Source organism: Nocardioides sp. (assembly GCF_035481145.1).
GTDB lineage: Bacteria > Actinomycetota > Actinomycetes > Propionibacteriales > Nocardioidaceae > Nocardioides.
Window position 1 is genome coordinate 1 of record NZ_DATIHB010000004.1, and the last position, 24,594, is coordinate 24,594.

Annotated in this window: 25 protein-coding genes and 1 tRNA gene; 14 read left to right on the forward strand and 12 right to left on the reverse strand. The window is 71.5% G+C overall.

Annotated elements, in window-relative coordinates:
* The coding region (locus VLF38_RS00385; RefSeq protein WP_325269312.1) for a Crp/Fnr family transcriptional regulator at positions 1-591 on the reverse strand (591 nt) is incomplete at its 3' end.
* A 146-nt stretch (positions 592-737) separates the two neighbouring features.
* Here VLF38_RS00385 and nth point away from each other — a divergent pair.
* From nth to VLF38_RS00405, 4 genes are read left to right on the forward strand one after another with little or no spacing between them, the layout of a single operon-like run.
* Positions 738-1,487 carry an endonuclease III gene (nth, locus tag VLF38_RS00390; RefSeq protein WP_325269313.1) on the forward strand — a complete coding sequence of 250 codons (750 nt, stop codon included), beginning with the start codon at positions 738-740 and terminating at the stop codon, positions 1,485-1,487.
* Positions 1,484-2,203 (forward strand): TlpA disulfide reductase family protein, encoded by a 720-nt coding sequence (locus VLF38_RS00395; RefSeq protein WP_325269314.1) that lies wholly within the window; start codon positions 1,484-1,486, stop codon positions 2,201-2,203. The genes nth and VLF38_RS00395 overlap by 4 nt, the downstream gene beginning before the upstream one ends.
* Positions 2,200-2,919 (forward strand): CoA pyrophosphatase, encoded by a 720-nt coding sequence (locus VLF38_RS00400; RefSeq protein WP_325269315.1) that lies wholly within the window; start codon positions 2,200-2,202, stop codon positions 2,917-2,919. Before VLF38_RS00395 ends, VLF38_RS00400 begins: the two co-directional genes overlap by 4 nt.
* Entirely contained in the window at positions 2,916-4,091 is a 1,176-nt protein-coding gene (locus VLF38_RS00405; RefSeq protein WP_325269316.1) for a MarP family serine protease, read from the forward strand. The genes VLF38_RS00400 and VLF38_RS00405 overlap by 4 nt, the downstream gene beginning before the upstream one ends.
* Before the next feature lie 155 nt (positions 4,092-4,246).
* Here the strand turns inward: VLF38_RS00405 and VLF38_RS00410 are convergent, their stop codons facing one another.
* The 7 genes from VLF38_RS00410 to VLF38_RS00440 all read right to left on the reverse strand — a co-directional run bounded on the left by VLF38_RS00410 (position 4,247) and on the right by VLF38_RS00440 (position 8,857).
* Complete coding sequence (locus VLF38_RS00410) at positions 4,247-4,651, reverse strand: phage holin family protein (RefSeq protein ID WP_325269317.1); 405 nt, start codon at positions 4,649-4,651, stop codon at positions 4,247-4,249.
* A gap of 4 nt (positions 4,652-4,655) precedes the next feature.
* On the reverse strand, positions 4,656-5,924 hold the full coding sequence (gene nhaA, locus VLF38_RS00415) for a Na+/H+ antiporter NhaA (protein WP_325269318.1): 1,269 nt from the start codon (positions 5,922-5,924) through the stop codon (positions 4,656-4,658).
* A 103-nt stretch (positions 5,925-6,027) separates the two neighbouring features.
* Positions 6,028-6,861, reverse strand: a complete 834-nt coding sequence (locus VLF38_RS00420; protein WP_325269319.1) for an MBL fold metallo-hydrolase — start codon at positions 6,859-6,861, stop codon at positions 6,028-6,030.
* Positions 6,858-7,730: an NUDIX hydrolase gene (locus VLF38_RS00425; RefSeq protein WP_325269320.1), complete on the reverse strand. Its 873-nt coding sequence runs from the start codon at positions 7,728-7,730 to the stop codon at positions 6,858-6,860. The genes VLF38_RS00420 and VLF38_RS00425 overlap by 4 nt, the downstream gene beginning before the upstream one ends.
* 1 nt (position 7,731) lies before the next feature.
* Positions 7,732-8,205, reverse strand: a complete 474-nt coding sequence (locus VLF38_RS00430; RefSeq protein ID WP_325269321.1) for a RidA family protein — start codon at positions 8,203-8,205, stop codon at positions 7,732-7,734.
* A gap of 4 nt (positions 8,206-8,209) precedes the next feature.
* Positions 8,210-8,365, reverse strand: coding sequence for a DUF4177 domain-containing protein (locus VLF38_RS00435; RefSeq protein ID WP_120059925.1), 156 nt, complete (start codon positions 8,363-8,365; stop codon positions 8,210-8,212).
* Between the two features lie 33 nt (positions 8,366-8,398).
* Entirely contained in the window at positions 8,399-8,857 is a 459-nt protein-coding gene (locus VLF38_RS00440; protein ID WP_325269322.1) for a carboxymuconolactone decarboxylase family protein, read from the reverse strand.
* Between the two features lie 29 nt (positions 8,858-8,886).
* Here VLF38_RS00440 and VLF38_RS00445 point away from each other — a divergent pair, with 29 nt between their 5' ends.
* Positions 8,887-9,906, forward strand: a complete 1,020-nt coding sequence (locus VLF38_RS00445) for an ArsA-related P-loop ATPase (protein WP_325269323.1) — start codon at positions 8,887-8,889, stop codon at positions 9,904-9,906.
* Positions 9,907-9,959: 53 nt separating this feature from the next.
* Positions 9,960-11,114 (forward strand): ArsA family ATPase, encoded by a 1,155-nt coding sequence (locus VLF38_RS00450; RefSeq protein WP_325269346.1) that lies wholly within the window; start codon positions 9,960-9,962, stop codon positions 11,112-11,114.
* Between the two features lie 52 nt (positions 11,115-11,166).
* Here VLF38_RS00450 and VLF38_RS00455 read toward each other — a convergent pair whose 3' ends face one another.
* The gene (locus VLF38_RS00455) at positions 11,167-11,448 is read right to left on the reverse strand and encodes a WhiB family transcriptional regulator (protein ID WP_325269324.1); all 282 of its coding nucleotides are present in this window, start codon (positions 11,446-11,448) and stop codon (positions 11,167-11,169) included.
* A 172-nt stretch (positions 11,449-11,620) separates the two neighbouring features.
* Between VLF38_RS00455 and VLF38_RS00460 the strand changes: the two genes are divergently transcribed.
* Positions 11,621-14,008 (forward strand): penicillin-binding protein, encoded by a 2,388-nt coding sequence (locus VLF38_RS00460; protein ID WP_325269325.1) that lies wholly within the window; start codon positions 11,621-11,623, stop codon positions 14,006-14,008.
* A 69-nt stretch (positions 14,009-14,077) separates the two neighbouring features.
* On the opposite strand, the gene VLF38_RS00465 is transcribed toward VLF38_RS00460, so the two are convergent.
* A complete protein-coding gene (locus tag VLF38_RS00465) occupies positions 14,078-14,542 on the reverse strand; it encodes a GatB/YqeY domain-containing protein (RefSeq protein ID WP_325269326.1) in 465 nt (154 codons plus the stop codon).
* A gap of 27 nt (positions 14,543-14,569) precedes the next feature.
* Here VLF38_RS00465 and VLF38_RS00470 point away from each other — a divergent pair, with 27 nt between their 5' ends.
* Complete coding sequence (locus tag VLF38_RS00470; protein ID WP_325269327.1) at positions 14,570-15,493, forward strand: metallophosphoesterase; 924 nt, start codon at positions 14,570-14,572, stop codon at positions 15,491-15,493.
* A 73-nt stretch (positions 15,494-15,566) separates the two neighbouring features.
* Positions 15,567-15,640 (forward strand) — tRNA-Pro (locus VLF38_RS00475).
* A 79-nt stretch (positions 15,641-15,719) separates the two neighbouring features.
* Here VLF38_RS00475 and VLF38_RS00480 read toward each other — a convergent pair.
* Positions 15,720-16,169, reverse strand: a complete 450-nt coding sequence (locus VLF38_RS00480) for a low affinity iron permease family protein (RefSeq protein WP_325269328.1) — start codon at positions 16,167-16,169, stop codon at positions 15,720-15,722.
* A gap of 42 nt (positions 16,170-16,211) precedes the next feature.
* Here VLF38_RS00480 and VLF38_RS00485 point away from each other — a divergent pair, with 42 nt between their 5' ends.
* From VLF38_RS00485 to VLF38_RS00495, 3 genes are all read left to right on the forward strand, one after another.
* Positions 16,212-16,676 (forward strand): SixA phosphatase family protein, encoded by a 465-nt coding sequence (locus VLF38_RS00485; RefSeq protein ID WP_325269329.1) that lies wholly within the window; start codon positions 16,212-16,214, stop codon positions 16,674-16,676.
* Between the two features lie 43 nt (positions 16,677-16,719).
* Entirely contained in the window at positions 16,720-17,919 is a 1,200-nt protein-coding gene (locus VLF38_RS00490; protein ID WP_325269330.1) for an MFS transporter, read from the forward strand.
* A gap of 76 nt (positions 17,920-17,995) precedes the next feature.
* Complete coding sequence (locus VLF38_RS00495) at positions 17,996-19,291, forward strand: MFS transporter (RefSeq protein WP_325269331.1); 1,296 nt, start codon at positions 17,996-17,998, stop codon at positions 19,289-19,291.
* A gap of 40 nt (positions 19,292-19,331) precedes the next feature.
* On the opposite strand, the gene VLF38_RS00500 is transcribed toward VLF38_RS00495, so the two are convergent.
* Positions 19,332-20,537, reverse strand: a complete 1,206-nt coding sequence (locus VLF38_RS00500) for a helix-turn-helix domain-containing protein (protein WP_325269332.1) — start codon at positions 20,535-20,537, stop codon at positions 19,332-19,334.
* A gap of 131 nt (positions 20,538-20,668) precedes the next feature.
* Here VLF38_RS00500 and VLF38_RS00505 point away from each other — a divergent pair, with 131 nt between their 5' ends.
* Together VLF38_RS00505 and VLF38_RS00510 are read left to right on the forward strand one after the other, a co-directional pair.
* Positions 20,669-22,069, forward strand: a complete 1,401-nt coding sequence (locus VLF38_RS00505) for a serine/threonine protein kinase (protein ID WP_325269333.1) — start codon at positions 20,669-20,671, stop codon at positions 22,067-22,069.
* Positions 22,066-24,561, forward strand: a complete 2,496-nt coding sequence (locus VLF38_RS00510; RefSeq protein WP_325269334.1) for a hypothetical protein — start codon at positions 22,066-22,068, stop codon at positions 24,559-24,561. The genes VLF38_RS00505 and VLF38_RS00510 overlap by 4 nt, the downstream gene beginning before the upstream one ends.
* Positions 24,562-24,594: the final 33 nt, after the last annotated feature.

A 24,594-nucleotide genomic window follows, 5' to 3' on the forward strand; every position in this document is an offset into this window, starting at 1 on the left:
GGCGAGCGCCTTGTTGACCGTCTCGCGGGAGGCGCCGACCAGCTGGGCGAGCTCCTCCTGGGTGAGGTCGTGGTGGACGTGGACGCCGTCGTCGGCGGTGCGGCCGAAGCGGTCGGCGAGGTCGAGCAGCGCCTTGGCGACACGGCCGGGCACGTCGGAGAAAACCAGGTCGGCCACGACGTCGTTGGCCTTGCGCAGGCGGGTCGCGAGCTGCGCGAGCAGCGAGTGGGCGACCAGCGGACGGCCCTCGAGCCACTTCAGCAGGTCCTCGTGGGACAGCGAGGCGAACGACGCGTCGGTCACGGTGGTGACCGTCGCCGAGCGCGGGCCCGGGTCGAAGAGCGAGAGCTCACCGAACATCTGGCCGGGGCCGAGGATCGCGAGGAGGTTCTCCCGGCCGTCGGAGGAGGTGCGGCCGAGCTTCACCTTGCCGTCGAGGACGATGTAGAGCTTGTCGCCCGAGTCACCCTCGTGGAACAGGATCTCGCCACGGCGAAGGCGCGACTCCGCCATCGACGCACGCAGGGCGGAAGCGGCCTCGTCATCGAGGGCGCTGAAGAGCGGAGCCTGACGCAGCACGTCGTTGTCCACATTTCCTCCATCGGGTCAGCCACACGGGGCAGGCGAGTCTCGCCCGCAGAATACCGTGCGGTCGGTCACATGTGGATCCAACCACACAAGAGACCTCGGGTTCCTCTCCGCACCGCCGTCCACACCTGTCCCCGTAGGCTGTCGGCGTGCCCGCCGCCTCCTCCGTCCGCCCCGCGACGCGCTCCGGGGCGCACCCCGCGACCCCGCCCGGCACCGCACTCGTACGCCGCGCCCGCAAGGTCGACCGCGTGCTCGGCGAGACCTACCCCGACGCGAGTTGCGAGCTCGACTTCGACGACCCGTTCCAGCTGCTGGTCGTCACCGTCCTCAGCGCGCAGACGACGGACAAGCGGGTCAACAAGGTGCGCCCGGTCCTCTTCGGCGCCTACCCGACGCCCGCTGCGATGGCCGAGGCCGACCGCGCGAGCCTCGAGGAGATCGTCGGTCCGCTCGGCTTCTTCCGCGCCAAGACCGAGTCCCTCCTCAAGCTCTCCGCCGCCCTCGTGGAGCGCTACGACGGCGAGGTGCCGGGCCGGCTCGACGACCTGGTGACCCTTCCCGGCGTCGGCCGCAAGACCGCCAACGTCGTGCTCGGCAACGCCTTCGACGTCCCCGGCATCACCGTCGACACGCACTTCGGGCGCCTGGTCCGCCGCTTCGGCTGGACCGAGGAGACCGACCCCGTCAAGGTCGAGCACGCAGTCGGCGCCCTCTTCCCCAAGCGCGACTGGACGATGCTCTCGCACCACGTCATCTGGCACGGCCGCCGGATCTGCCACGCGCGCAAGCCCGCGTGCGGTGCGTGTCCCGTGGCGCGCTGGTGCCCGGCGTACGGCGAGGGGCCGACCGATCCGGGCGAGGCGGCGAAGCTGGTCCGCACGGAGGGACGCGCATGATCCGGGCCGTCGCGCTGGCCACGGCCACGGCCCTGCTGGCCGCCTGCGCCCCCGGCAACGACCTGGGCACGGTCACCGAGCTGCGGGTCGACGTCGACACCCCGGCTCTCCGCGCGCAGAAGGCGGCCGCCCGCGTCGAGCCGTGCGTACAGCCGACCGCCCCCAAGCGGACAGCAGACGGCAGCCTTCCCGATGTCACCCTCCCGTGCCTGGGTGGCGGCGAGGACGTCGACCTCGCGCGGCTCCGCGGGCCGATGGTGATCACGTTCTGGGCGAGCTGGTGCGGACCCTGCCGCCGCGAGCTGCCGATCTTCCAGCGCTTCGCGAAGCGCTACGCCGGCCGGGTCAGCGTCCTGGGCATCGACTACAAGGACGTGCGCCCCGCCGCCGCACTCGACCTGATCAGCCGGAGCAAGGTGACCTTCCCCCTGCTGGCCGACGCCCCCGCGGACCTCGAGGCCGCAGGGATGCGGATCCCCCTGCTTCCGACGCTCGCCTTCCTCGATGCCGACGGGGAGCTGACCACGTGGAGCGAGGACGACGACGCCCCGCGCTCGCGCGCCATGGAGATCGAGTCGCTGGCCGAGCTCGAGGCACTCGTCAAGGAGCACCTCGGCGACGACGTCCTCGAGCGTCACCCTGCGCCACCACCGCGGACGCCGGCCCCCACGGCGTCTCCGGCGTCGGCTGCAACGTCCAGCGCGAGCAGCCGATGAACGGCCTGCCGGACTGGCTCGACCCGGTCGCCACCTCGCTCGACACGGTCAAGGCCACCGACCTCACCCGCTTCAGCGCGCCCGACGACGGTCCGTCGCCCCGCGAAGCCGCCGTACTGATGCTCTTCGGCGAGGGCCCCGGCGGCCCGGACCTCCTCTTCACCGAGCGCTCGCACACGATGCGCTCGCACCCGGGACAGATCTCCTTCCCCGGAGGCAGCTTGGACCCCGACGACGAGGGTCCGGTCGCGGCCGCACTGCGGGAGGCCCAGGAGGAGTGCGGCCTGGAGCCCTCCGGCGTCGACGTCTTCGGCGCGCTGCCCGAGATCTGGCTCCCGCCGAGCAACTTCGCCGTGACCACCGTGCTCGGCTGGTGGCGTGAGGAGTCACCGGTCCACGTGGTCTCCCCCGACGAGGTCCATGCCGTCCTGCGGGTGCCGATCGCGGTCCTGCTCGACCCGTCGATCCGGGTGACGATGGTCCACCCGATGGGCTTCCGGGGCCCGGGTTTCCTGCTGCCCGACGGTGGCGTGCTCTGGGGCTTCACCGCCGGGCTGGTCTCCCGCCTCTTCGACCACGTCGGCTGGACACGCCCATGGGACGAAGAACGCGAACACCCTGTCGAGGAGTGGATGATCGTCGGACGCGGCAATGAAGGCCGGCCCTTGCCGACCTATCCCGAGCCGAATTCCGAGTTCCCCGAAGGCCCCCGATGAACTTCCTCGACTGGCTCCTGCTGATCCTGCTGGCGGCGTACGCACTGTCGGGCTACTGGCAGGGCTTCATCACCGGCGCCTTCGCGACGATCGGCCTGCTCGTCGGTGGCCTCGTCGGCATCTGGGCCGCGCCGCACCTGCTGGGCAACGCCTCCCCCGGGCTCTGGGTCTCGCTCGGCGCGCTCTTCGTCGTCATCCTCTGCGCGACCATCGGCCAGGCCCTCTTCCAGTACGTCGGGGCGCGGGTGCGCGCGAAGATCCGCTGGCAGCCGGTGCGGGCGCTCGACGCCGTCGGTGGAGCCGCGCTCTCGATGGCGGCGGTCCTGCTGGTCGCGTGGGCCCTCGGTGTCGCGATCTCCGGCTCGCGCCTGGGGCCGGTGACGCCCGTCGTCCGCGAGTCGCAGGTGCTCCGTGCGGTCGACCGGACCCTGCCCGATCAGGCCTTCCAGGGACTGCAGGCCTTCAACGACGTCGTCGGCACCACCTTCTTCCCGCGCTACCTCGAGCCGTTCGCACCCGAGCGGATCGTCGCGGTCGACCCGCCCTCGGCCCAGGTGCTCCGTGACCCCGACGTGCAGCGCGCGGGGCGCGCCGTACTCAAGGTGCACGGCAACAACGCGTGCGGCCGGGGCGTGGAGGGCACGGCGTTCGTGATCCGCGAGGACCGGCTGATGACCAACGCGCACGTCGTCGCGGGCGTGAGCGACCCGAAGGTGCTCGTCGGCGAGCGCACCGTCGATGCCGAGGTCGTCTACTACAACCCGCAGGTCGACGTCGCGGTGCTCGCCGTGCCCGACCTCGGCATCGACCCGCTCCGCTTCGGCAGCGGTGCGGCGCGCAACGCCAAGGTCGCCATCCTCGGCTACCCGCTCGACGGGCCGTACAACGTGCAGTCAGCCCGCGTCCGCGCGCAGCAGAAGCTCCGCTCCCCTGACATCTACGGCGAGGGCTCGGTGCTGCGCGAGGTTTACTCGCTGCGTGGCCTGATCCGCCCGGGCAACTCCGGCGGCCCGCTCGTCGACACCGCGGGCAACGTCGTCGGCGTCATCTTCGCCGCCTCGGTCTCCGACCGTGACACGGGCTACGCGCTCACCCCGAAGGCAGTCGCCGAGGCCCGCGACCGTGGCATCGCGGCAACGGCGGAGGTCAACACCGGTCGCTGCGCCGGCTGATCTCCTGGACCCCGACCACCCGCTCGCCGAAGCGGCGCGAACCTGCACTCCGACCACCCCGAAGCGGCGCGAACCTGCAGCAGAAATGCGTCGAGGCGGCGTGAGTTCACGCCGCCTCGAGCACGTTGCGGTGCAGGTTCGCGCCGCTTCGGCACTCAGTGCTTGAAGGCCTTCTTGTTCTGCTTGGCCTGCGCGAGCGCGCGCTTCGGGCCACTGACCTTCTTCACGCTGCGGATGCCGAGGAAGGCGAGGATGCCCGCCAGCAGCAGGTAGAAGCCGGTCACGATCAGGAACGCCCAGTGCAGGTCGAGGCCGGAGCCGTTCCAGTGGATGAGGTACGCCGCGGCGACCGAGAAGATGATGAGGGCCATCAGGCCGAGGAACGCAGCGACGGCGAAGAAGACGGCACCGAAGCCGCCCGCCTTCACGCTCACCTTGAGCTCGGCCTTCGCCAGCTGGATCTCCGAGGAGATCAGCTTGGAGATGTCGCGCTGCGCGTCGACGACGAGCTTGCCGATCGTCGGCTCGTCCTGCTGGGGCAGCATCTGGTTCTCGGCCACGGAATCAGGTCTCCTGTGCGTCGGGCTGGTCGGTTCGCGACTCTACACACCCGACGTGCCCGCCGCGGTCACGGCTGATGCGTGCCACCCGGTGGGCACGGTTGCGTACGCCGAGCAGCGCGGCCGCCAGCAGGGCCGCGGTCAGCGACGCCACGAGCACAGCCGTCTTCGCCTCCTCGCGTGCCTCGCCGGCGAAGGAGAGCTCGGAGACCAGCAGGCTGACGGTGAAGCCGACGCCGGCCAGCACCGCGACCGCCGCGACGTCGCGCCAGTGCACGTCGTCGTCGATGTCGGCACGCGTCAGCCGGCAGAGCAGCCAGGAGCCGCCGAGGACACCGATCGGCTTGCCGAGGACCAGGCCCAGCACGACGCCGAGCACCACCGGCTCGGAGGCGAGCGACAGTCCACCCGTGACCGCGACGCCCGCCGACATGAAGGCGAAGACCGGCACGGCGAAGCCGGCGGACAGCGGGTGGAGCTGGTGCTCGAGGAACTCCGCGGGGCTGACCTGCTCGCCCTCGTCGCGGCGTACGCGGGTGAGGAGGCCCAGCGCGACACCGGCGATGGTCGCGTGGATGCCGCTCTCGTGCATGAACCACCACGCCGCCACGGCGAGCACGATGAAGACCAGCCAGAGCTGGACGCGGAAGTGCTGGAGGAGCCACCACGCCACCAGGCAGGCGGCGGCGAGCGCGAGCGAGGTGAGGTGCAGGCTCGACGAGTAGAAGGCCGCGATGATCACGATGACGATCAGGTCGTCGACGACCGCGAGCGTGAGCAGGAAGGCCCGCAGCTGCGGTGGCAGCGCCGACCCGACGACCGCGAGCACGGCGAGCGCGAAGGCGATGTCGGTGGCACTCGGGATCGCCCATCCCTCCGGCCGTCCGCCGTCCATCGTGAGGTTGACGATCGCGTAGATCAGGGCGGGTACGGCGACGCCACAGGCCGCTGCGACGATCGGCACCACGGCGTCGGAGAGCCGCGAGAGCGACCCGACGACGAACTCGCGCTTGAGCTCCAGACCGGCCACGAAGAAGAAGAGGGTGAGCGCGCCGTCGGCCGCCCAGTGCTCGAGGTCGAGCGGACCGAGCTGGACGTGGCGCAGGTCGAAGTAGGCGTCGCCCCAGGCGGTGTTGGCCCAGATCACCGCAACGGCTGCCGCCACGAGGGCGAGGGCTCCGCCCACGGTCTCCTTGCGGAGGAAGTCGCCCACCGACGACCGGTCGTTGGCGGTGAGGTCGGGCAGGTAGCGAAGGCGCATCAAGCGGCGCATGGGGCTCCTCGGGGTCGGGTCGCATCCACCGCCCCGGTCAGGGGCGAGCCGACCAGACTTCCCGGCACACCGCTGCCCATCCTACCGCCGCGAGGGCGGTCGCTCAGCGCGCAAGGTGAGCGAGCTGGGCGCGGACGCTCAGCTCGGCAGCACCCCAGAGCACCGGATCCACGTCGCGGTAGACATGCTCGACGACACGGGCCGGGGTGAGCAGGGCACCGGAGCCCGGTGAGAGGTCGAGGTGGGCGAGCGCCTCCCGCAGCGATACGCAGCCCGAGAGGTCGAGGATCGCCTGCTCCACCTGAGCGAGCCGGTCGCGGCGGTGCGCGATGTAGAAGTCGAGGGCTCCGAGGGCGTCGTCGATGACCGGTCCGTGACCCGGCCAGATCGACGTGATCTCGCGCGAGGCCGCGAGGGCGTGGAGCCGGTCGAGGGAGTCGAGATACGCCCCCAGCTGCCCGTCGGGGTGCGCGACGACGGTGGTGCCGCGCCCGAGCACGGTGTCACCGGTCAGGACGGCGGCTTCGGACGGCAGCCAGAAGGAGAGCGAATCGGCAGTGTGGCCTGGCGTGCCGACGACGCGGACCTCCAGGTCGCCGACCGCGATGACGTCACCGTCGCCGAGCCCCTCGGACCCCAGCTGGTACGCCGGGTCGAGCGCCCGCACGCCGCAGCCGACCCGCTCCGCGAACGCACGCGCGCCCTCGGAGTGGTCGAGGTGGTGGTGCGTGAGCAGGACGGCCTGCACGTCACCGGCGACGTCCGCCACCGCTGCGAGGTGCCCCTCGTCGAGCGGCCCGGGGTCGATCACGACGGAGCGCCCGAAGTCCTCCTCACGGAGGATCCAGGTGTTGGTGCCGTCGAGGGTCATCATGTTGGCGTTGGGCGCGAGGACGCATTCACCGACAGCGCCGAAGCTGCCACCCGTCCAGGTCATCGCGCCGCGACCTGCTCGAGGGCTCGCGCGGCGACAGCCCCGAAGCGCTCCGGGATCACCAGCGTCTCGCTCTCGAGGTCGAAGACCGGCTCGGTCATCGCCCACGGCAGGGCCCGCGCGAGCGCCAGCGCAGCGTCGGTCGACGTCGCGTCGTAGAGCTCGGCGAGGGTGACGACGGTCGGCGGGAGCATCAGCATCTCGCCGGCGCCGACGGCCGCGAGTGCGTCCGCAACGGACCACCACGCGACCTGGTCGGACTCGGTCGACACGTCACGCGTCACCTGCCCCGCCGGCAGGGCGGCGACGAAGAACCAGGTGCGGTAGCGCTTCGGCTCGAACGTCGGCGTCAGCCAGCCGCTGAGCCCGGCGAGCAGGTCGGTGCGGAGCACCAGGCCACGGCGGGTCAGGAAGTCGGCGAAGGAGAGCTCGTGGGACTCCAGCGCCACACGGTCGGCCTCCCAGGCAGCACCGGTCGCGTCGCCGACCACCGAGGACGCGGTGCCGGCGAGCAGGACCCCCGACTCCTCGAACGTCTCGCGCACCGCGGCACAGACCAGCTCGCGCGCCTCCTGGTCGGAGCACCCGAGCCGGGCGGCCCACTCGGCCACCGGCGGGCCCGCCCACAGCTCGTCGGAGAGCTCGCCGTCGCGCGGATCGACGCCGCCGCCGGGGAAGACCGACATCCCCGCCGCGAAGGCCATGCCGACGTGGCGTCGGAGCAGGTAGGCCTCCAGCCCACCCGGCGCCGCCGTGCCGTCACGCAGCAGGACGACGGTCGCTGCGAGGCGCGGCTCGCTCGGCGTACGCCGACCGTCGGCGTACTCCCGGGCGATCTCGACGAGGTGCGGCGGCAGGGCCCGCGGGTCCATGTCAGTCGGCGATCTCGACCAGGATCTCGACCTCGACCGGCGCGTCCAGCGGCAACACCGGAACGCCGACAGCGGAGCGCGCGTGGATGCCCGCGTCACCGAACGCCGCGGCGAGGAGCTCGGAAGCGCCGTTGGCCACGCCGGGCTGGCCCGTGAAGTCCGGCGTCGAGGCGACGAACGCCACGACCTTGACCACCCGCACGACCTTCTCGAGGTCGCCGACGACGGACTTGACCGCAGCGATCGCGTTGAGGGCGCACTGGCGGGCGCACTCCGCGGCCTGCTCCGGGCTGACGCCGTCGCCGACCTTGCCGGTGGCGATCAGGGCGCCGTCACGCATCGGCAGCTGGCCGGCGGTGAAGACGTGGTTGCCCGACCGGACCGCCGGGACGTACGCCGCGACCGGCGGCACGACGTCCGGCACGGTGAGCCCGAGCTCCGCGAGGCGTGCCTCGACCGTGGCTGCGCCGCTCATGGGCTCAGCCCTCCAGCGGGCGCTTGAAGTAGCCCACGAGGTTGCCCGAGCCGTTGTCGGTGATGGTGACGAGCTCCCAGCCGTCCTGGCCGAAGTTGTTGAGGATCTGGCCCGCGACGTGGTTGAGGACGGGCGCCACCTGGTATTCCCACTTGGTCATGGGTCGAGGTTAGCCACCGTCGCCGACAGCCTCTCAGGCGCGGTGCGGGCGGACCGGGTGCCGACTGGTGATCGAGACCCGGTTGAAGGCGTTCATCGAGATCGCCAGCCAGGAGAGCGCACCGAACTCGGCGTCGCTGAGCACCTCGCGGACCCGGTACTCGATCGCCAGCCGCTCCTCGGCGGACGGCAGCGTCGTGATCGCCTCCGCCAGCTCGAGCGCCGCACGCTCCACCTCGTCGAAGAGCTCGGTCTCCCGCCACGCCGTGAGTACGCCGAGGCGCTGGGTCGTCTCCCCGCCCGCGAGGAGCTTCGTGGTGTGGACGTCGAGGCAGTAGGCGCAGCCGTTGAGCTGCGAGACCCGCACACAGACCAGCTCGACGAGGAGCCGGGAGAGGCCCGCGTCGACCGCCGCCTTGGCGACGAGGTCGGCGGCGCCGCGCATGGCGGCGTACACATCGGGGTTGGCCTTGTCGAGGTAGTGGGGCTTCACGCGACCATCATGACCGCTAACCTCAACGCGTGAGCACGACCGACAACGCGAAGGTGCGCCTGCACGTCGTGACAGGCAAGGGCGGCACGGGCAAGTCCACCGTCGCCGCCGCCCTCGCACTGGCCCTCGCCAGCACCGGCAAGCGCGTGCTGCTCTGCGAGGTCGAGGGCCGCCAGGGCATCGCGCAGATGTTCGACGTCCCCCCGCTGCCCTACGAGGAGCGGCGGATCGCCGCGGGCCTCCCCGGTGCCGACGGCGCGACGCCGGGCGAGGTCCACGCGCTCCACATCGACGCCGAGTCGGCGTTCCTGGAGTACCTCTCGATGTACTACAAGCTCGGTCGCGCCGGCCGTGCGCTGGACCGCTTCGGCGTCATCGAGTTCGCGACCACGATCGCGCCGGGCGTCCGCGACGTGCTGCTGACCGGCAAGGTCTTCGAGGCCGCCAAGACCGAACGCCGCAAGGGCACCTCGTCGAAGGACCGCCAGGGCTACGACGCGATCGTGCTGGACGCGCCGCCGACCGGACGGATCACGCAGTTCCTCAACGTCAACAAGGAGCTCGCGGGCCTGGCGAAGGTGGGTCCGATCAAGGCGCAGGCCGACACCGTGATGACGCTCTTCCGCTCGCCACAGACGGCCGTCCACCTGGTCACCGTCCTCGAGGAGATGCCGGTCCAGGAGACCGCCGACGGCATCGCCGAGCTCCGCGACGCCCGGCTCCCCGTCGGCGGCGTGATCGTCAACCTGGTCCGCCCACGCGACCTCTCCGCCGCGACGCTCGCCTCGATCGCCGACGACACGGTCGACCGCGCCGCCGTCGCTGCCCGCCTGCAGGAGGCCGGCGTCGACGCCGACGACGCGGTCGTCGACGGGCTCCTCGCCGAGGCCCGCGACCACGCCGAGCGCCGTGCGCTCGAGGAGAGCCAGCGCGCGCTCGTCGCCGAGATGGGCACCGCGACCTACGAGCTGCCGCGCATCGCCGGCGGCCTCGACCTCGGTGCGCTCTACGAGCTCGCCGGCATGCTCCGGGAGCAGGGACTCGCATGAGCCGACCGACCGACCCGAAGGTCCGCCGCGGACCACTGGCCACCACCCCCGGTATGCCGGCTCCGACGGCCGCGCTCGACATCGACGCGCTGCTCACCGACCCCGAGACGCACATCCTCGTCTGCTGTGGCTCGGGCGGTGTCGGCAAGACGACGACCTCCGCGGCCCTCGCGCTGCGAGCGGCGGAGCTGGGCCGCAAGGTCGTCGTGCTGACGATCGACCCGGCCCGTCGCCTCGCGCAGTCGATGGGCATCGAGCAGCTCGACAACACCCCGCGCCCGGTGCCGGGCATCGGCTCCGACTCCGCCTCGACGGGCAGCCTCGACGCGATGATGCTCGACATGAAGCGCACCTTCGACGAGGTCGTCGAGGCGCAGGCCACGCCCGAGAAGGCGAAGGCGATCCTGGAGAACCCCTTCTACATCGCGCTGTCGAGCTCCTTCGCGGGCACGCAGGAGTACATGGCGATGGAGAAGCTCGGCCAGCTCCACCGCGATGCCCGCGCTGCCGGCACCTACGACCTGATCGTCGTCGACACGCCGCCCTCCCGCTCGGCGCTCGACTTCCTCGACGCCCCGGAGCGACTCTCCAGCTTCCTCGACGGCCGCTTCATCCGGCTGCTCCTCGCTCCCGCGAAGGGTCCGGCCAAGGTGATGGGCGCCGGCTTCTCGCTGGTCGTCAACGCGCTGACCAAGATCATCGGCGCGCAGGTGCTGACCGACCTGAAGATGTTCGTCACCGCGTTCGACACCCTCTTCGGCGGCTTCCGCCAGCGCGCCCAGCAGACCTACGCGCTGCTGCAGGACCGCGGCACGGCGTTCCTCGTCGTTGCTGCACCAGAGCCCGATGCGCTGCGCGAGGCGGCGTACTTCGTGGAGCGGCTCACCGGCGACCGGATGCCGCTCGCCGGCCTGGTCGTCAACCGGGCCAGCCCCCTGGCCACCGGCGGACTCTCCGCGGACGCCGCGATGGCCGCCGCGGAGAAGCTGCGCGACGGCGACGTCGACGCGGGCGACGAGCTGACCGCCGGGCTCCTGCGCCTGCACGCTGACCGCGTGCGGATCATCGAGCGGGAGCGCGCACTGCGGTCACGCTTTGCGACCGCCCACCCGGGCGTCGCGACGGCGGTGGTCCCGGCCCTCGCCGGCGACGTCCACGACCTCGACGGCCTGCGCCGGATCGGTCAGCTCCTCGCCGACCAGGGCTGAGCGGGCGTCAGGCGAGCCGGCCTCGACGGGGGCGGCGTACGACCGGTAGACGTCAGACCGCGACGCGGGTGTCGGCGGACTTCGCCGCGCGGAGCACCTCGCCCCACGAGGCACCGGGGTTGTTGCGGATGAGGGCGCGACGCTCGCGCTCGGTCATGCCGCCCCAGACGCCCCACTCGATGCGGTTCTCGAGGGCCTCGGCGAGGCACTCGGAACGGACGCGGCAGCTCGAGCAGACCTGCTTCGCCTTGTTCTGCTCCGCGCCCTTGACGAAGAGCGTGTCCGGCTGCGTCTCGCGGCAGGCTGCCTGCCCCGACCACTCGTCAACCCACATGTCCTGACCCCGTTCCGAGAGATTGGGGCCGTGTGCCGATCCCCCATGTCTGTCCCCACGAGAAACGTAGGTCTGGACACTTGGCCTAACCAGACACGGACCGACCAGAAAGGAGTAGTCACTTCGGACTAGTCCGGCATGGCCTGTCGGCGCACTCACGTACCCTGAGCCCATGTCTGACCCCCTCGACGACGACCGGATCCCGCCCAACCAGGTGCTCGCACACCTGGGCGTCATGGCGATGGTCTCGGCCGTTCTCGGCATCGTCGTGGCCGGCCTCGCGATCCCGTTCGCCGGCGTCCTGGGCTTCGCCGCCCGCGACGTCTCCGACTCGATGAACAACCTGCCCGAGTCGCTGGAGACCAAGCCGCTCGCGCAGGCGTCGCAGATCGTCGCCAGTGACGGCACCCGCATCGCGTCGCTCTACGACGAGAACAGGGTCAACGTCCCCCTTACGCAGGTCGCCGAGGTGATGCGCCAGGCGATCATCTCCATCGAGGACTACCGCTTCTACGAGCACGGCGCGATCGACCTCAAGGGCACGCTGCGCGCGCTCGCCACCAACTCCGCCGCCGGCAGCGTGGTCCAGGGCGGCTCGTCGATCACCCAGCAGATGGTGAAGCTGACGCTCGTCTCCCAGGCGCAGACCAAGGAGGAGCAGAAGGCCGCGACCGAGGAGAGCATGGCCCGCAAGATCCGCGAGCTGCGCTATGCGATCGCCTTCGAGGAGGAGCACACCAAGGACTGGATCCTCGAGCGCTACCTCAACCTCGCCTACTTCGGCGACGGGGTGTACGGCGTCCAGGCTGCCGCACGCCACTACTTCTCGACCGACGCCAAGCGGCTCACGCTCGGGCAGGCTGCCCTCCTCGCCGGCCTGGTGAAGAACCCCGTCGGCTACGACCCCACGCGCAACCCCAACAAGGCCTTCGAGCGGCGCAACATCGTGCTCGAGCGCATGGCGCAGCTCCAGGCCATCCCGCTCGACAAGGCGAAGGCCGAGGCGAAGAAGGGCCTCGGGCTCAAGATCACGCCGAGCCGCAACGGCTGCATGTTCAGCCGCGCGCCGTTCTTCTGCGACTACGTCGTCAACTACCTGCTCAAGGATCCGGCGCTCGGCGCGACGACCGAGGAGCGCAAGGCGCTGCTGCAGTCAGGCGGCCTGACCATCAAGACGACGCTCGACCCCCGCTTCCAGGACGCCGCCGACGACGCCGTCCAGCGCTACGTCTACCCGACCGACAGCGCAGTGGGCGGCCTCGCCATGGTCGAGCCCGGCACGGGCGCGGTCCGTGCCATCGCTCAGTCGCGGCCGATGGGCCTCAAGGAGCAGCGCGGCGAGACGATGATCAACTACGTCGTCCCCAAGGAGCTCGGCGGCTCGGGGGGCTTCATGCCGGGCTCCACGTTCAAGCCGTTCGTGCTCGCCGCGGCGATCCGTCAGGGCATCCCTCTGACCACGTCGTTCAACTCACCCGCGCAGATGACGATCTCCGGCAGTGAGTTCGCCAACTGCCCGGGAGCAGGCAACTTCACCGAGGCGTGGCCGGTGGGCAACGCCGGCGACAAGCACGGCGGAATGCGCAACATGTACACGGGCACCGCAGGCTCCATCAACACCTTCTACGCGCAGCTCGAGGCGAAGACCGGTGTCTGCGAACCGTGGCAGCTCGCGAACAAGATGGGCGTGCACGTCCCTGTCGGCGCGCGCTTCCCCCCTATGGTGCTCGGCACGTCGGTCACCTCACCCCTCGAGATCGCGGAGGCCTACGCCACCTTCGCCGCGCGCGGCATCCACTGCGACGCCCGTCCCGTGACCGCCCTCGTCGACGCCAACAAGAACACCGTCAAGCGCTACCCGAAGACGTGCACGCAGGTGCTGCCGAGCCCGGTGGCCGATGCGGTCAACGACGTCCTCCAGGGCGCCTTCAAGCCGGGCGGCACGGCGTCCGGCATCAGCATCGGCCAGCCGGTCGCCGGCAAGACCGGCACCGAGACGAAGTCGTGGGCGACCTGGCTGACCGGCTACACGCCCAACCTCTCGGTGTCGGCGTTCATCGGCGGCGTCAACGACGAGGGCCACCCGATCACCCTCAACGGCCAGTCGATCGGCGGACGCTACATCGGCAACGGCTCCGGTGCTGGCACGACCGGCCCGATCTGGGACGCCGCGATGGACGCGGTCGCGCAATGGCTGCCCGACACCCCGTTCGAGGTGCCGTCCGGCGAGGACATCAAGGGTGTCCTGGTCAAGGTCCCGTCGGTCTACGGCATGAACACCGAGGAGGCGCGTCGCGTCCTCGAGGACGCCGGCTTCAAGGTCGAGATCTCCGGCGGCCAGGTCGACTCCAGCTATCCGCAGGGCACGGTGGCCTACACCAGCCCCAGCATCGGCGACACGACCGGCAGCGGCGACCTGGTGACGATCTACGTCAGCGACGGCACGCCGTACGTCCCGCCGCCGAAGCCGAAGCCCACCAAGAAGAAGAAGCCCGCCGACACCACCACCAGCCCGAAGCCGGGCGACGGCAGGGGCGGCGGAGGCGACGGGGACGACTGACCCCGCCCCGTCTGTCCCCGCCCGGTCGACACCCGGGTCTCGTCCGCCGAGACCCGGGTTCTGGCGGCGTCAGGCGCCGGCGAGCTGCTTCTTCACCTCGGCAGCGACCAGGCCGCCGTCGGCCCGGCCCTTCACCTGCGGCTGCACGACGCCCATGACCTTGCCCATCGCCCGCATGCCCTCACCGGCGGCTCCGGTCTTCGCCACGGCATCGGCGACGATCCGGGCGATCTCGTCCTCGGTGAGCTGCTCGGGCAGGTAGTCGACGATGACGGCGAGCTCGGTGCGCTCCTTCTCCGCCATCTCGGTGCGGCCGCCCTCGTCGAAGGCAGCGGCGGCCTCGCGACGCTTCTTCGCCTCGGTGGTCAGCACGGCGAGGACCTGCTCGTCGGTGAGCTCGACCTTCTCCTTGCCAGCGACCTCCGCGTTGCCGATCGCGGTCATGAGCATGCGCAGCGTGCCGGACCGCTCGGTCTCACGCGCCTTCATCGAAGCGGTCAGGTCGGCGCGGAGCTGGTCCTTCAGAGCACTCATGGGAGCCATTGTGGCAGCCTTGCCAGCATGTCCCCCAGCGGTTTGCGACTCGCTCGCCGGACCATCGGCACCGGCCTCGTCGCCGGCGCCGCCCTGGCGACGTACGCCGCGTGCGAGGCGCGTGCCTACACGGTGCGGCACGTGTCGGTCCCGCTCCTCCCGCCGGGCCATGCTCCGCTGCGGGTGCTGCACGTGACCGACTTCCACGTGACGCCCGGACAGCGGAAGAAGCAGGCGTTCGTCCGGTCGCTCGCAGAGCTCGAGCCGGACCTCGTCGTCAACACCGGCGACAACCTGGCCCACATGCGTGCGGTGCCGGCGGCGCTCGACGCGTTCGCGCCGCTGCTCGAGCGTCCTGGCGCCTTCGTGCTCGGCTCCAACGACTACTACGACCCGGGCCTGCGCAACCCGTTCAAGTACCTCCTGCCGGACGACGGCAAGCGGAACCTCAACCGCCCGCACCTCCCGTGGGGCGAGCTCGTGCGCGGCTTCACCGACGCCGGCTGGCTCGACCTCTCCAACCAGCCCGGGCGGCTCACCGTCCGAGGTGTCGACGTCGCCTTCGCGGGCGTCGACGACCCCCACATCAGTCGCGACGACCTCGCGTCAGTGCCGCCGGCCCCCGCCGACGCCGACGTGCGGCTCGGCGTCGTGCACGCGCCGTACCTCCGCGCGCTGGACCGCTTCACCACACAGGGGTACGACGCGATCGTCGCGGGCCACACGCACGGGGGCCAGGTCTGCCTGCCCCGCATCGGCGCCCTCACGACCAACTGCGACCTCGAGCCGGCCCGCGTGAAGGGCCTGCACCGGCATCCCGCCGACTCCCGCCCGGACGACCCGGGCTCTGCATGGCTCCACGTCAGCGCGGGCCTCGGCACCAATCCGTATGTCCGGTTCCGCGTCGCCTGCCGCCCCGAGGCCACGCTGATGACACTGATCCCCCGCTGAGCGGCACCCGATTTCAGGGCGGGCCGCGGAACCCGCTATGCTCCCTTGCTCGTGAGCCCACGTGGTTCACGTTCGGGCTGTGGCGCAGTTTGGTAGCGCGCTTCGTTCGGGACGAAGAGGCCGCAGGTTCAAATCCTGTCAGCCCGACAGGTCGAGGGGCCGGATCCGCAAGGGTCCGGCCCCTCACTGCATTTCACCCGCCAAGGCCAGCGAAGGGGAACGCCGGCTACTTGTCGTCGGCGCTGACGATCTTCTCGAGCCCGACCGCGTCGGAGAGCTCCTTGGCGTCCTTCTCGAGCTCCTCGCGGCCCTGGTCCTCCGCGAACTCGCGCATCAGGTCGGCGAGTGCGTCGGCGATCGCGTTGAGCTTCTCCTGCGTGGCCTTGTCTGCGCGGGTCTGGGTGTTCTGCAGCAGCGCGACGAGGAGGAACGTGATGATCGTCGTCAGCGTGTTGATCTGCAGCTGGTAGGTGTCCGAGATGAACTTCTTCGGGTCGCCGGACGCGATGACCACGATGACGCCCTCGAGCAGCCAGACGAGCACGAGACCGACGGCGAGCGCGAAGAAGGGTGCCCGGCTCACCAGCCCGGCCGTCGCGGTCGCGAAGCGGTCGAAGAAGCCGAGGTCGTCGCCCTCGTCCGAGGGCATGGAGGCGTGGCGGTCGTGCTCGGTCATGCACTCGACGTACCCACGCCGCGAACATGGCACGCTTCTCCCATGCGCTCGCTGGTCGTCGTACGCCACGCCAAGTCCGACTGGGCAGGCGACGAGCCGGACCGCGAGCGGCCGCTCGCCCGCCGCGGGCTGCGCCAGGCTCCCGAGTCGGCGGCCTGGATCGCGGCCCACCACCCCGCCGTCGACCTCGCCCTGGTCTCCCCGGCCCGCCGCGCGCAGCAGACGTGGGCGATCGTGGCGGAAGCACTGCCCACAGTCCCCGAGGTGGCCACCGACGAGCGCGTGTACGCCGCGTGGGGACGCGACCTCGTCGCCCTCGTGCGGGTACTCCCCGAGGCCGCGTCGACCGTGGTCCTCGTCGGGCACAACCCCGGTCTGGAGGAACTGGTCGCCGACCTGACCGGGGCCGGCATCGAGCTGCCGACATCGGCGGTCGCGGTGGTCGAGTTCGAGGAGGGCTGGGGCGGCCCGGCCCGGCTCGCCGCTCACGGGCGCCCACCCGCCTGAGGTCCGCCTCGATGCCCGGACACCCTCAGGGAGAATCGTGGCCATGTCCGCCGATCCCGCTGCCCCCGCCCTCGAGGTGAGCGCTCGCCGGCGGTGGGCGATGCTCGGGGTGAGCACCTGCGCGCAGGCGGCGGCGAGCGTGGCGATCAACGGGGCGGCGTTCCTGATCCCGGTCCTCGTCGACGACCGCGGGCTGAGCCTGACCCAGGCCGGCACGCTGGCGGCGCTGCCACTGGTCGGCGTCCTCTGCACCCTGCTGCTCTGGGGCGCGGCCGTCGACCGCATCGGCGAGCGGGCCGTCCTCCTGGCCGGTCTCGGCGGCACGACGCTCGCCGGCGTCGGCGCCCTCCTCGCCGACAGCACGCTCCAGCTCGGGGCGGCTCTCTTCCTGGCCGGCGCGTTCGCGGCCAGCACCTCGAGCGCGAGCGGGCGGGTGGTCGTCGGCTGGTTCCCGCCAGGCCGGCGCGGACTCGCGATGGGGATCCGGCAGATGGCGCAGCCCGTCGGGGTCGGCGTCGCGGCGGTCACCATCCCCGTCATCTCCGCCCACGAAGGCATCGCCGCGGCCCTTCTCGTCTCCCCGGCCGCGGCTGCTGTCGCCGCCGTCGCGGTCACCCTCGTCGTGCTCGACCCACCGCGCCCGCCGCGACACGTCGAGCACACCGCCAACCCCTACCGGCAGAGCTCCTACCTGCAGCGGATCCACGTCGCGAGCATCCTGCTCGTGGTGCCGCAGTTCCTGGTCTGGACCTACGCCCTGGTCTGGCTCCTGGACGACCGCGGCTGGGAGCCCAGCCCCGCGGGGCTCCTCGTCGCCGGCACCCAGCTGCTCGGCGCCCTCGGCCGGATCGCCAGCGGTGCGCTCTCCGATGCCGTCGGCGGGCGGATGCGCCCGATGCGGTGGATCGCGATCGGCGCGGTCGCGACCATGGCGCTGCTCGGCCTGACGGCGTGGCTCGGGTGGGCGGTGAGCGTCCTGCTGCTGACCGTCGCCACGATCATCACGGTCGCCGACAACGGCCTCGCCTTCACCGCGACCGCCGAGCGCGCCGGGCCGTACTGGAGCGGGCGGGCACTCGGCGTACAGAACACCGCGCAGTACCTCACCGCCGCGCTCTGCGCGCCGCTCGCCGGCCTCACCATCACCCACTGGGGGCACCCCGCGACGTTCGCGCTGTCGGCGCTCTTCCCGCTCGCCGCGATCGCGCTCGTGCCCACCCGCGACGAGAGACCCCTCCACTGACCCGTGACGTCATGCGAGCTGGCTGCTACGACGACCACCTCCTATGACGTCGTGAGCCGCCTGAGAGAATCCCGCGGTGGGAATCCGGGGACTGGTCGCTGACATCACGCCGCTGAAGCACCGCGACTACCGCCGGCTCTTCTCCGCGCACGTCATCACGATGATCGGCGCGCAGCTCACCGTCGTCGCGGTCCCCGCGCAGATCTATGCCATCACCGGCTCCAGCGCGTACGTCGGTCTCACCGGCCTCTTCGGCCTGGTCCCGCTCGTCGTCTTCGGCCTGTGGGGTGGTGCGCTCGCCGACCACTTCGACCGCCGTACGATCCTGCGGATCACCTCGAGTGGCCTGGTGGTCACGAGCGGCCTCTTCTGGCTGCAGGCGGCGATGGGCAACACCGACCCCTGGCTGCTGCTCTGCCTCTTCGCCGTGCAGCAGGCGTTCTTCGCCGTCGAGGCGCCGACGATCGGGGCGGTCGTTCCGCGACTCCTCCCCGACGACCTGCTGCCGGCGGCCAACGCGCTGAGCATGACCGTCTTCCAGGCCGGCGCGATCGCCGGCCCCCTGCTGGCCGGCGTCCTCATCCCGGTCGTGGGGCTCACCTGGCTCTACGGCATCGACACGCTCTGCCTGTTCGCGACGGTGACGGCGGTCTGGTTCCTGCCGTCGATGCCGGTCCAGGGGGCGACCGGGTCGCCGCCCGGCCTGCGCAGCGTGGTCGACGGCTTCGCCTACCTGCGCACCCAGCCGGTGCTGATGATGTCGTTCCTCGTCGACATCATCGCGATGGTCTTCGGCATGCCGCGTGCGCTCTTCCCGGAGATGGCGCACGAGACCTTCGGCGGCGCAGCGGAAGGCGGCATCGTGTTCGCGGTCCTCTTCGCCGCCATCCCGGCCGGTGCCGTGCTCGGTGGCGTGCTCTCCGGCTGGGTCTCGCGGGTGGAGCGGCAGGGTCTCGCGGTCGTCGTCGCGATCGTGGCGTGGGGCCTGGCGATCACCGGGTTCGGCATCGCGGTCTTCGTGGCCGAGTCGGTCGGGTGGGGCGGCACGACTGCGCTCGTCATGCTCTGGCTCGCGGTCGCGATGCTGGTCATCGGCGGCGCTGCCGACATGGTCTCGGCTGCGTTCCGCATGGCGATGCTCCAGACCGCCGCCACCGACGAGATGCGCGGACGGCTCCAGGGCGTCTTCGTCGTGGTCGTCGCAGGTGGTCCGCGGATCGCCGACGTCGCCCACGGTGGCGCCGCCGTCCTCGTCGGCACGGCGGCTGCCGCAGCCGGCGGCGGCGTACTCGTCGTGGTGCTGACCGTGCTCGCCGCTGTCGCCATCCCTGGCTTCGTGCGTTACCGCGTCACAGCGCCCCGGGCCGCCTGAGCCCAGGACGCAGACCCGGGCCCCAGACCCAGACCCAGCCTCACTCGCGCGCCGCCCGTCCGGCAGCGAGGGCGGCGAGCAGCGTCTGGGTGTCCACGGCATCGGCGGGGTCGAGGCCCGTGAGGTCGCGGATCCGGTTGAGCCGGTAGTTGACGGTGTTGACGTGGACGTTGAGCGCCTTGGCCGTCCGCCGGCGGTTGAGGCGCTCTGCGGCGAGGGTGTCGAGGGTCAGCAGCAGGTCGGGCTGGTCGGACAACGGAGCCAGCAGGCCGGCCAGCCGGCGCGTGGCGGCGCTGGGCCGGGTCAGCTGATAGGCAACGGCGACGTCCTGGAGCCGGACGACTCCCGTCGTCCAGCCGAGTCCCGCAGCGACGTCGAGCACCTCGGTCGCCAGCGCCAGCGCGTCGGCGACACCCGCCACCGGAGCGGCCTCGTACGCCGCGAGGATCGGCGCACCCGCAGCGCGCGCCATCTCCTGGACGATCCGCTCCGGCCCCGGGTGCTGGACCGATGCACCCACGGGGACCAGCACGGTCGCCGCGGTCGCGGTCATCGAGGCGAGCGCCTCGGGTTGCGCGATCTCGAGCGCGTGGCGCAGCCGGCGCAGCTTGCGGCGCGCGGCGACGGCCGGCTCGACCCCCGGCGTGACCTCGTCCGGGTGCGGGCCGATCCGCAGCGCCATCACGCCGTACTCCGGAGACAGCCGCAGCCCGACGCGGTCCGCCGTGGCGCGCGCGTCATCGGCTCCCAGCACGGCGTCGAGCAGTGCCTGACGCGCGCCGTGGGCTTCACGGAGGGTCTCGCTGCTCGCGGCCAGCCAGCCCCGGCTGGCCGCCTCCATGACCCGTGCGAGGAAGCCCAGCAGCAGCTTGTAGACCTGGTTGAGCGTCGCCTGGTCACCGGCGGTGGCCCGCGGGACGACGTCGTCGAAGACGAGGCTGATCCCCACGTGGTAGGCGGTCAGGATGTCGCTGAGCGGGAACCCCTCCTCCGCACGCAGCCCCGCCGCGACCGCCATCGGCTCGAGGTCCTCCGGGGAGGGCATCTCCCCGGTCCGCACGACCTCGATGAAGGCCCGGGTGGTCGTCGCGACGATCGCCGCGAACTCGTGCAGGACCTGCTCCCGCGGCAGTCCGGCGTACGTCGGGGCCAGGTCGGCCACGCTGGCGACGACCGACCTGACGATCGCGTCGAGGTCGCGCGAGAGCTGCACGTGGAGCGGTTCGCCGCCGAGCGTCAGGGCCATGCCTTGTATTTGAACACAACGATCGGCTGCGAAATCTGGCCAGATCCACCGGTTCACTGCTCCTGCTTGTGTCTCAACATGAGAGGGCACGGGTCGCTGTGACGACGTGCACAGCTCATGGGGAGTCGTTCATGCGTCGTGTCTTCACCCGCTCCGCCCTGGCCGGAGCCATCGCCTGCGCGGTCGCCGTACCCGGCTCGATCGCCCCGTCGCCAGCCGCCCCAGCCCCGGCCGTCACGCCGCAGCTGCGCGACGTCATGTTCGTCGGGAACAACTGGGCGGGCACCGCCTCGATCGTCGACGCACACACGCGCACGGTGCTCCGCAGCGGTGTGAACCTGGTGCCGGACAAGGCGCAGGAGCTCCTGGCGATCCGGCTCGACCCGGTCCGCCTGGCCTACTACCTGCTGATCCAGCAGGGTCCCGGAGAGGGCCACGACCAGTACGTCGACGACATGTTCACCACGACCGACGGCCGCTACCTCGCCGTGAGTCGCCCCAGCCTCGGGGACATCGTCTGGATCGACATCGCGAAGGCGACTGCGGGCCGGAGCGACAGCATCGTGCGCGAGCAGTCCATGGACGGCTACCGGACCGACCACATGGGGCTCTCCCCCGACGGACGCCGGCTGCTGGTCTCGGACTCGACGTCGCGCCAGGTGATCGAGTACTCGATGGTCGAGGAGACGGTCGCCGGCCAGCTGATCAGGATGGGCGATCGGCTGCGGACCTTCGTCTCCGGCGAGACGCCCCACGAGAGCAACTACACCGCCGACGGCTCCCGCATCTTCCACGCCAGCATCGGCAAGGTCTACACGCCCGGCGACGCCACGACGCTCGGCCCGGTCAAGCTCGGCCCGCTCCACGATGCGCTCAAGGGCGACCGCTGGTTCCAGGTTGTCGACAACGCGACGTTCGGCGTCGAGAAGCGCTGGGACATGGGCAAGGAGCTGGCCGAGGCCGGCTACCCCGACATGAGCGCCGCCGTCCGCCCGATGGCGATCGCACCGGACGAGCGGTTCGTCTACTTCCAGGTCTCCTACTTCCACGGCATCGTCGAGTTCGACACGCAGGCGCCCGACGGTGACGGTGCGGTCGGCTACGCCGCGGGCGGCATCCCGGAGCCGCGCACGGGCGCGGTCACGCGCCTGCTGCCGCTGCCCAACCGGGTGCCGGAGATGCTGCTGGAGCAGTACGTCAACGACTCCGCCCACCACGGCCTCTCCATCGACGCGACCGGCCGCACGCTGTGCGCGGCGGGCACGATGGACGACTACCTCGCCCTGGTCGACCGCGCCACCGGCAAGGCCCGGTTCTTCGACGCCACGACCACGGGCCGCGAGCACCTGAAGCCCTACTGGACCACCGAAGGTCCCGGCGACACCTGCTGGGCGTCGCTCAGCGGCTCCGACGCGGTGGCCGTGATCGACGTCCGCAGCGGCGAGGAGATCGCCTACCTGCCCGTGGGGGACCATCCCCAGCGGATCCGCGCGGGCGTCGTGCCGGAGACCACGATCGGAGCCTGGTCGTGAACCGCGCTGTCCTCCGCCTCGGCCTCTCCGCCACGATCGCCGTCACCGCCGTCTCTCTCGGCGTCGCGACGGCGACCTCTACCACGGCAGGCGTGCCCGGCAACCCCGTCGGCGCGGTCCACACGACGACCAGCACCCTCGTCGCGCTCCATGCCGACGAGGACCACGACGACAACGACCTCACCGTCAAGAACGCCCTCAGCCGCTCCCCCGAGGCCGCGTTCACCACAGACCCGACGACCGACAGCGAGCGCGCCGCAGCCGAGGCGTACGTCGCCTCCGAGCGCGCCATGGCCGATCCGACGCTGACGACGGCCCAGCTCGGCCGCCCGCGCCTCGCGGTGCCGGAGGACCGCTACGCCATGGCGGGCGGCTGCTACACGCTCAACGGCAAGCCCTACCTCTTCCAGGCGACCGGCCTCGGCAGCTACCTGCTCTACACGCCCGACAAGAAGTTCCTCGGCGCCACCCTCCTCGGCACCGTCGCACCGCAGCCGAAGCCCTCCACCTCGGCAGACTGGACCGTGGAACGCACCAGCACGGGCAGCTATACCTTCCGGCTGGCCAACGGCCGGAGCCTGCGCCGCACGGCGACCGGCGGGCTGGCCGTCGGCACCCCGACACCCTTCGCGCTGGCCCGCACGACCGGCTGCACGGCGTACCCGGAGGCGGACACCAACGTCACCGGCGGCCCGTTCGCCGGCACCAGCTCCTTCCAGGAGGTGCGCGGCTACGTCGACCCGCACACCCACGGCATGAGCCACGAGTTCCTCGGCGGGCAGGTCATCTGCAGCCCGCCCTGGCACCGGTACGGCGCGGCGTACGCGCTGGTCGACTGCCCCGACCACCAGCTGGCCAACGGCAAGGGCGCGGTGCTCGAGGACTTCCTCGCCGGACGGACGCCCGGCACGGGGCACGACCCGGTCGGCTGGCCGACGTTCAAGGAGTGGCCCAACCCCCACTCGCTGACGCACCAGGGCGTCTACTGGAAGTGGCTGGAGCGGTCGTGGCGCGGCGGACTGCGCGTCTACACGAACCTCCTCGTCGAGAACAACGTGCTCTGCGAGCTCTACCCGCTCAAGCGCCACAACTGCGACGACATGGACTCGATCCGCCGGCAGGCGAAGGACATGTACGCGCTGCAGGACTACATCGACGCGCAGTACGGCGGTCCCGGTCGCGGCTGGTACCGGATCGTCACCGACCCCTTCCAGGCTCGTCAGGTGATCAACTCCGGCAAGCTCGCGGTGATCATGGGCATCGAGACCTCGGTGCCGTTCGGCTGCAACGTCAGGGCCGGCTCTCCGACCTGCACGCCGGCCCAGCTCGACGCGGGCCTCGCTGAGGTCAAGGCGCTCGGCGTACGGCAGATGGAGATCACCAACAAGTTCGACAACGCGCTGACCGGCGTCACCGGCGACGAGGGCAGCACCGGCACGATCACCAATCTCGGCAACTTCTACAACACCGGCTCGTTCCTGCGGATGCAGACGTGTCCCTCGACCAACCCGCCCGAGGAGCACGACAAGCTCCAGGGCCCGCTGACCGCCCCGGCCGGAGCGCTGCCCGAGCAGGACGCGATCTTCGGCGGGATCGGCCGGCTCTACGGCCTGCTCGGGATCCAGCCGCTGCCGGCGTACCCCGCGGGCCCGCACTGCAACACCCGCGGCCTGACCGATCTCGGCAAGCGGCTGCTCAACCAGATGATCGACAACGGCATCCTCTTCGACCCCGACCACATGAGCGTCGCGGGCCGCAACGCCGCCCTCGACCTCTACGAGCAGGCCGCCGCCGAGGGACGCCACCCCGGCATCATCTCGAGCCACTCCTGGTCGACGCCCGACGCCTACCCGCGCATCTACCAGCTGGGCGGCTTCGTCACGCCGTACGCCGGCGACTCGCCGGGCTTCGTCGGCAAGTGGAAGCAGCACGTGGGCTGGGCGGACTCGCGCTACTACTTCGGCTTCGGCTACGGCGCGGACATGAACGGCTTCGGCTCCCAGGGCTCCCCGCGCGGGGCGTCCGCGGCGAACCCGGTCACCTACCCCTTCACCGGCCTCGGCGGCGTGACCCTCGACCGTGGCGTCAGCGGGCAGCGCGTCTGGGACGTCAACACCGACGGCGTGGCGCAGTACGGCCTCTACCCCGACTGGATCGAGGACGCCTCCCACGTCGCCGGCACCCAGGGCGTGGGCTTCAAGGAGGACATGAGCCGCGGTGCCGAGGCCTACCTGCAGACGTGGGAGCGCGCGCTCGGCGTCGCGCCCGACGCCTGCCGCAACCCCTCGCTGCGGATCGGCGCCGACGCCCTCCGTGCCAAGGTGACCACCGGCATGACGACCCGTCAGGTGCTCGACGCGATCGGACAGCCCTACGAGCGGCTGGGCCGGACCTTCAGCACCTGCGCGAACGGCACGAACGGCGCCACCGCACGCATGGCCGTCGACTTCTCGGCTGCGGGCACCGTGACCGCCGTACGCCGGACGGCCTGAGCTCCCCCGTGGCCTCCACCCGCGCGGGTGGAG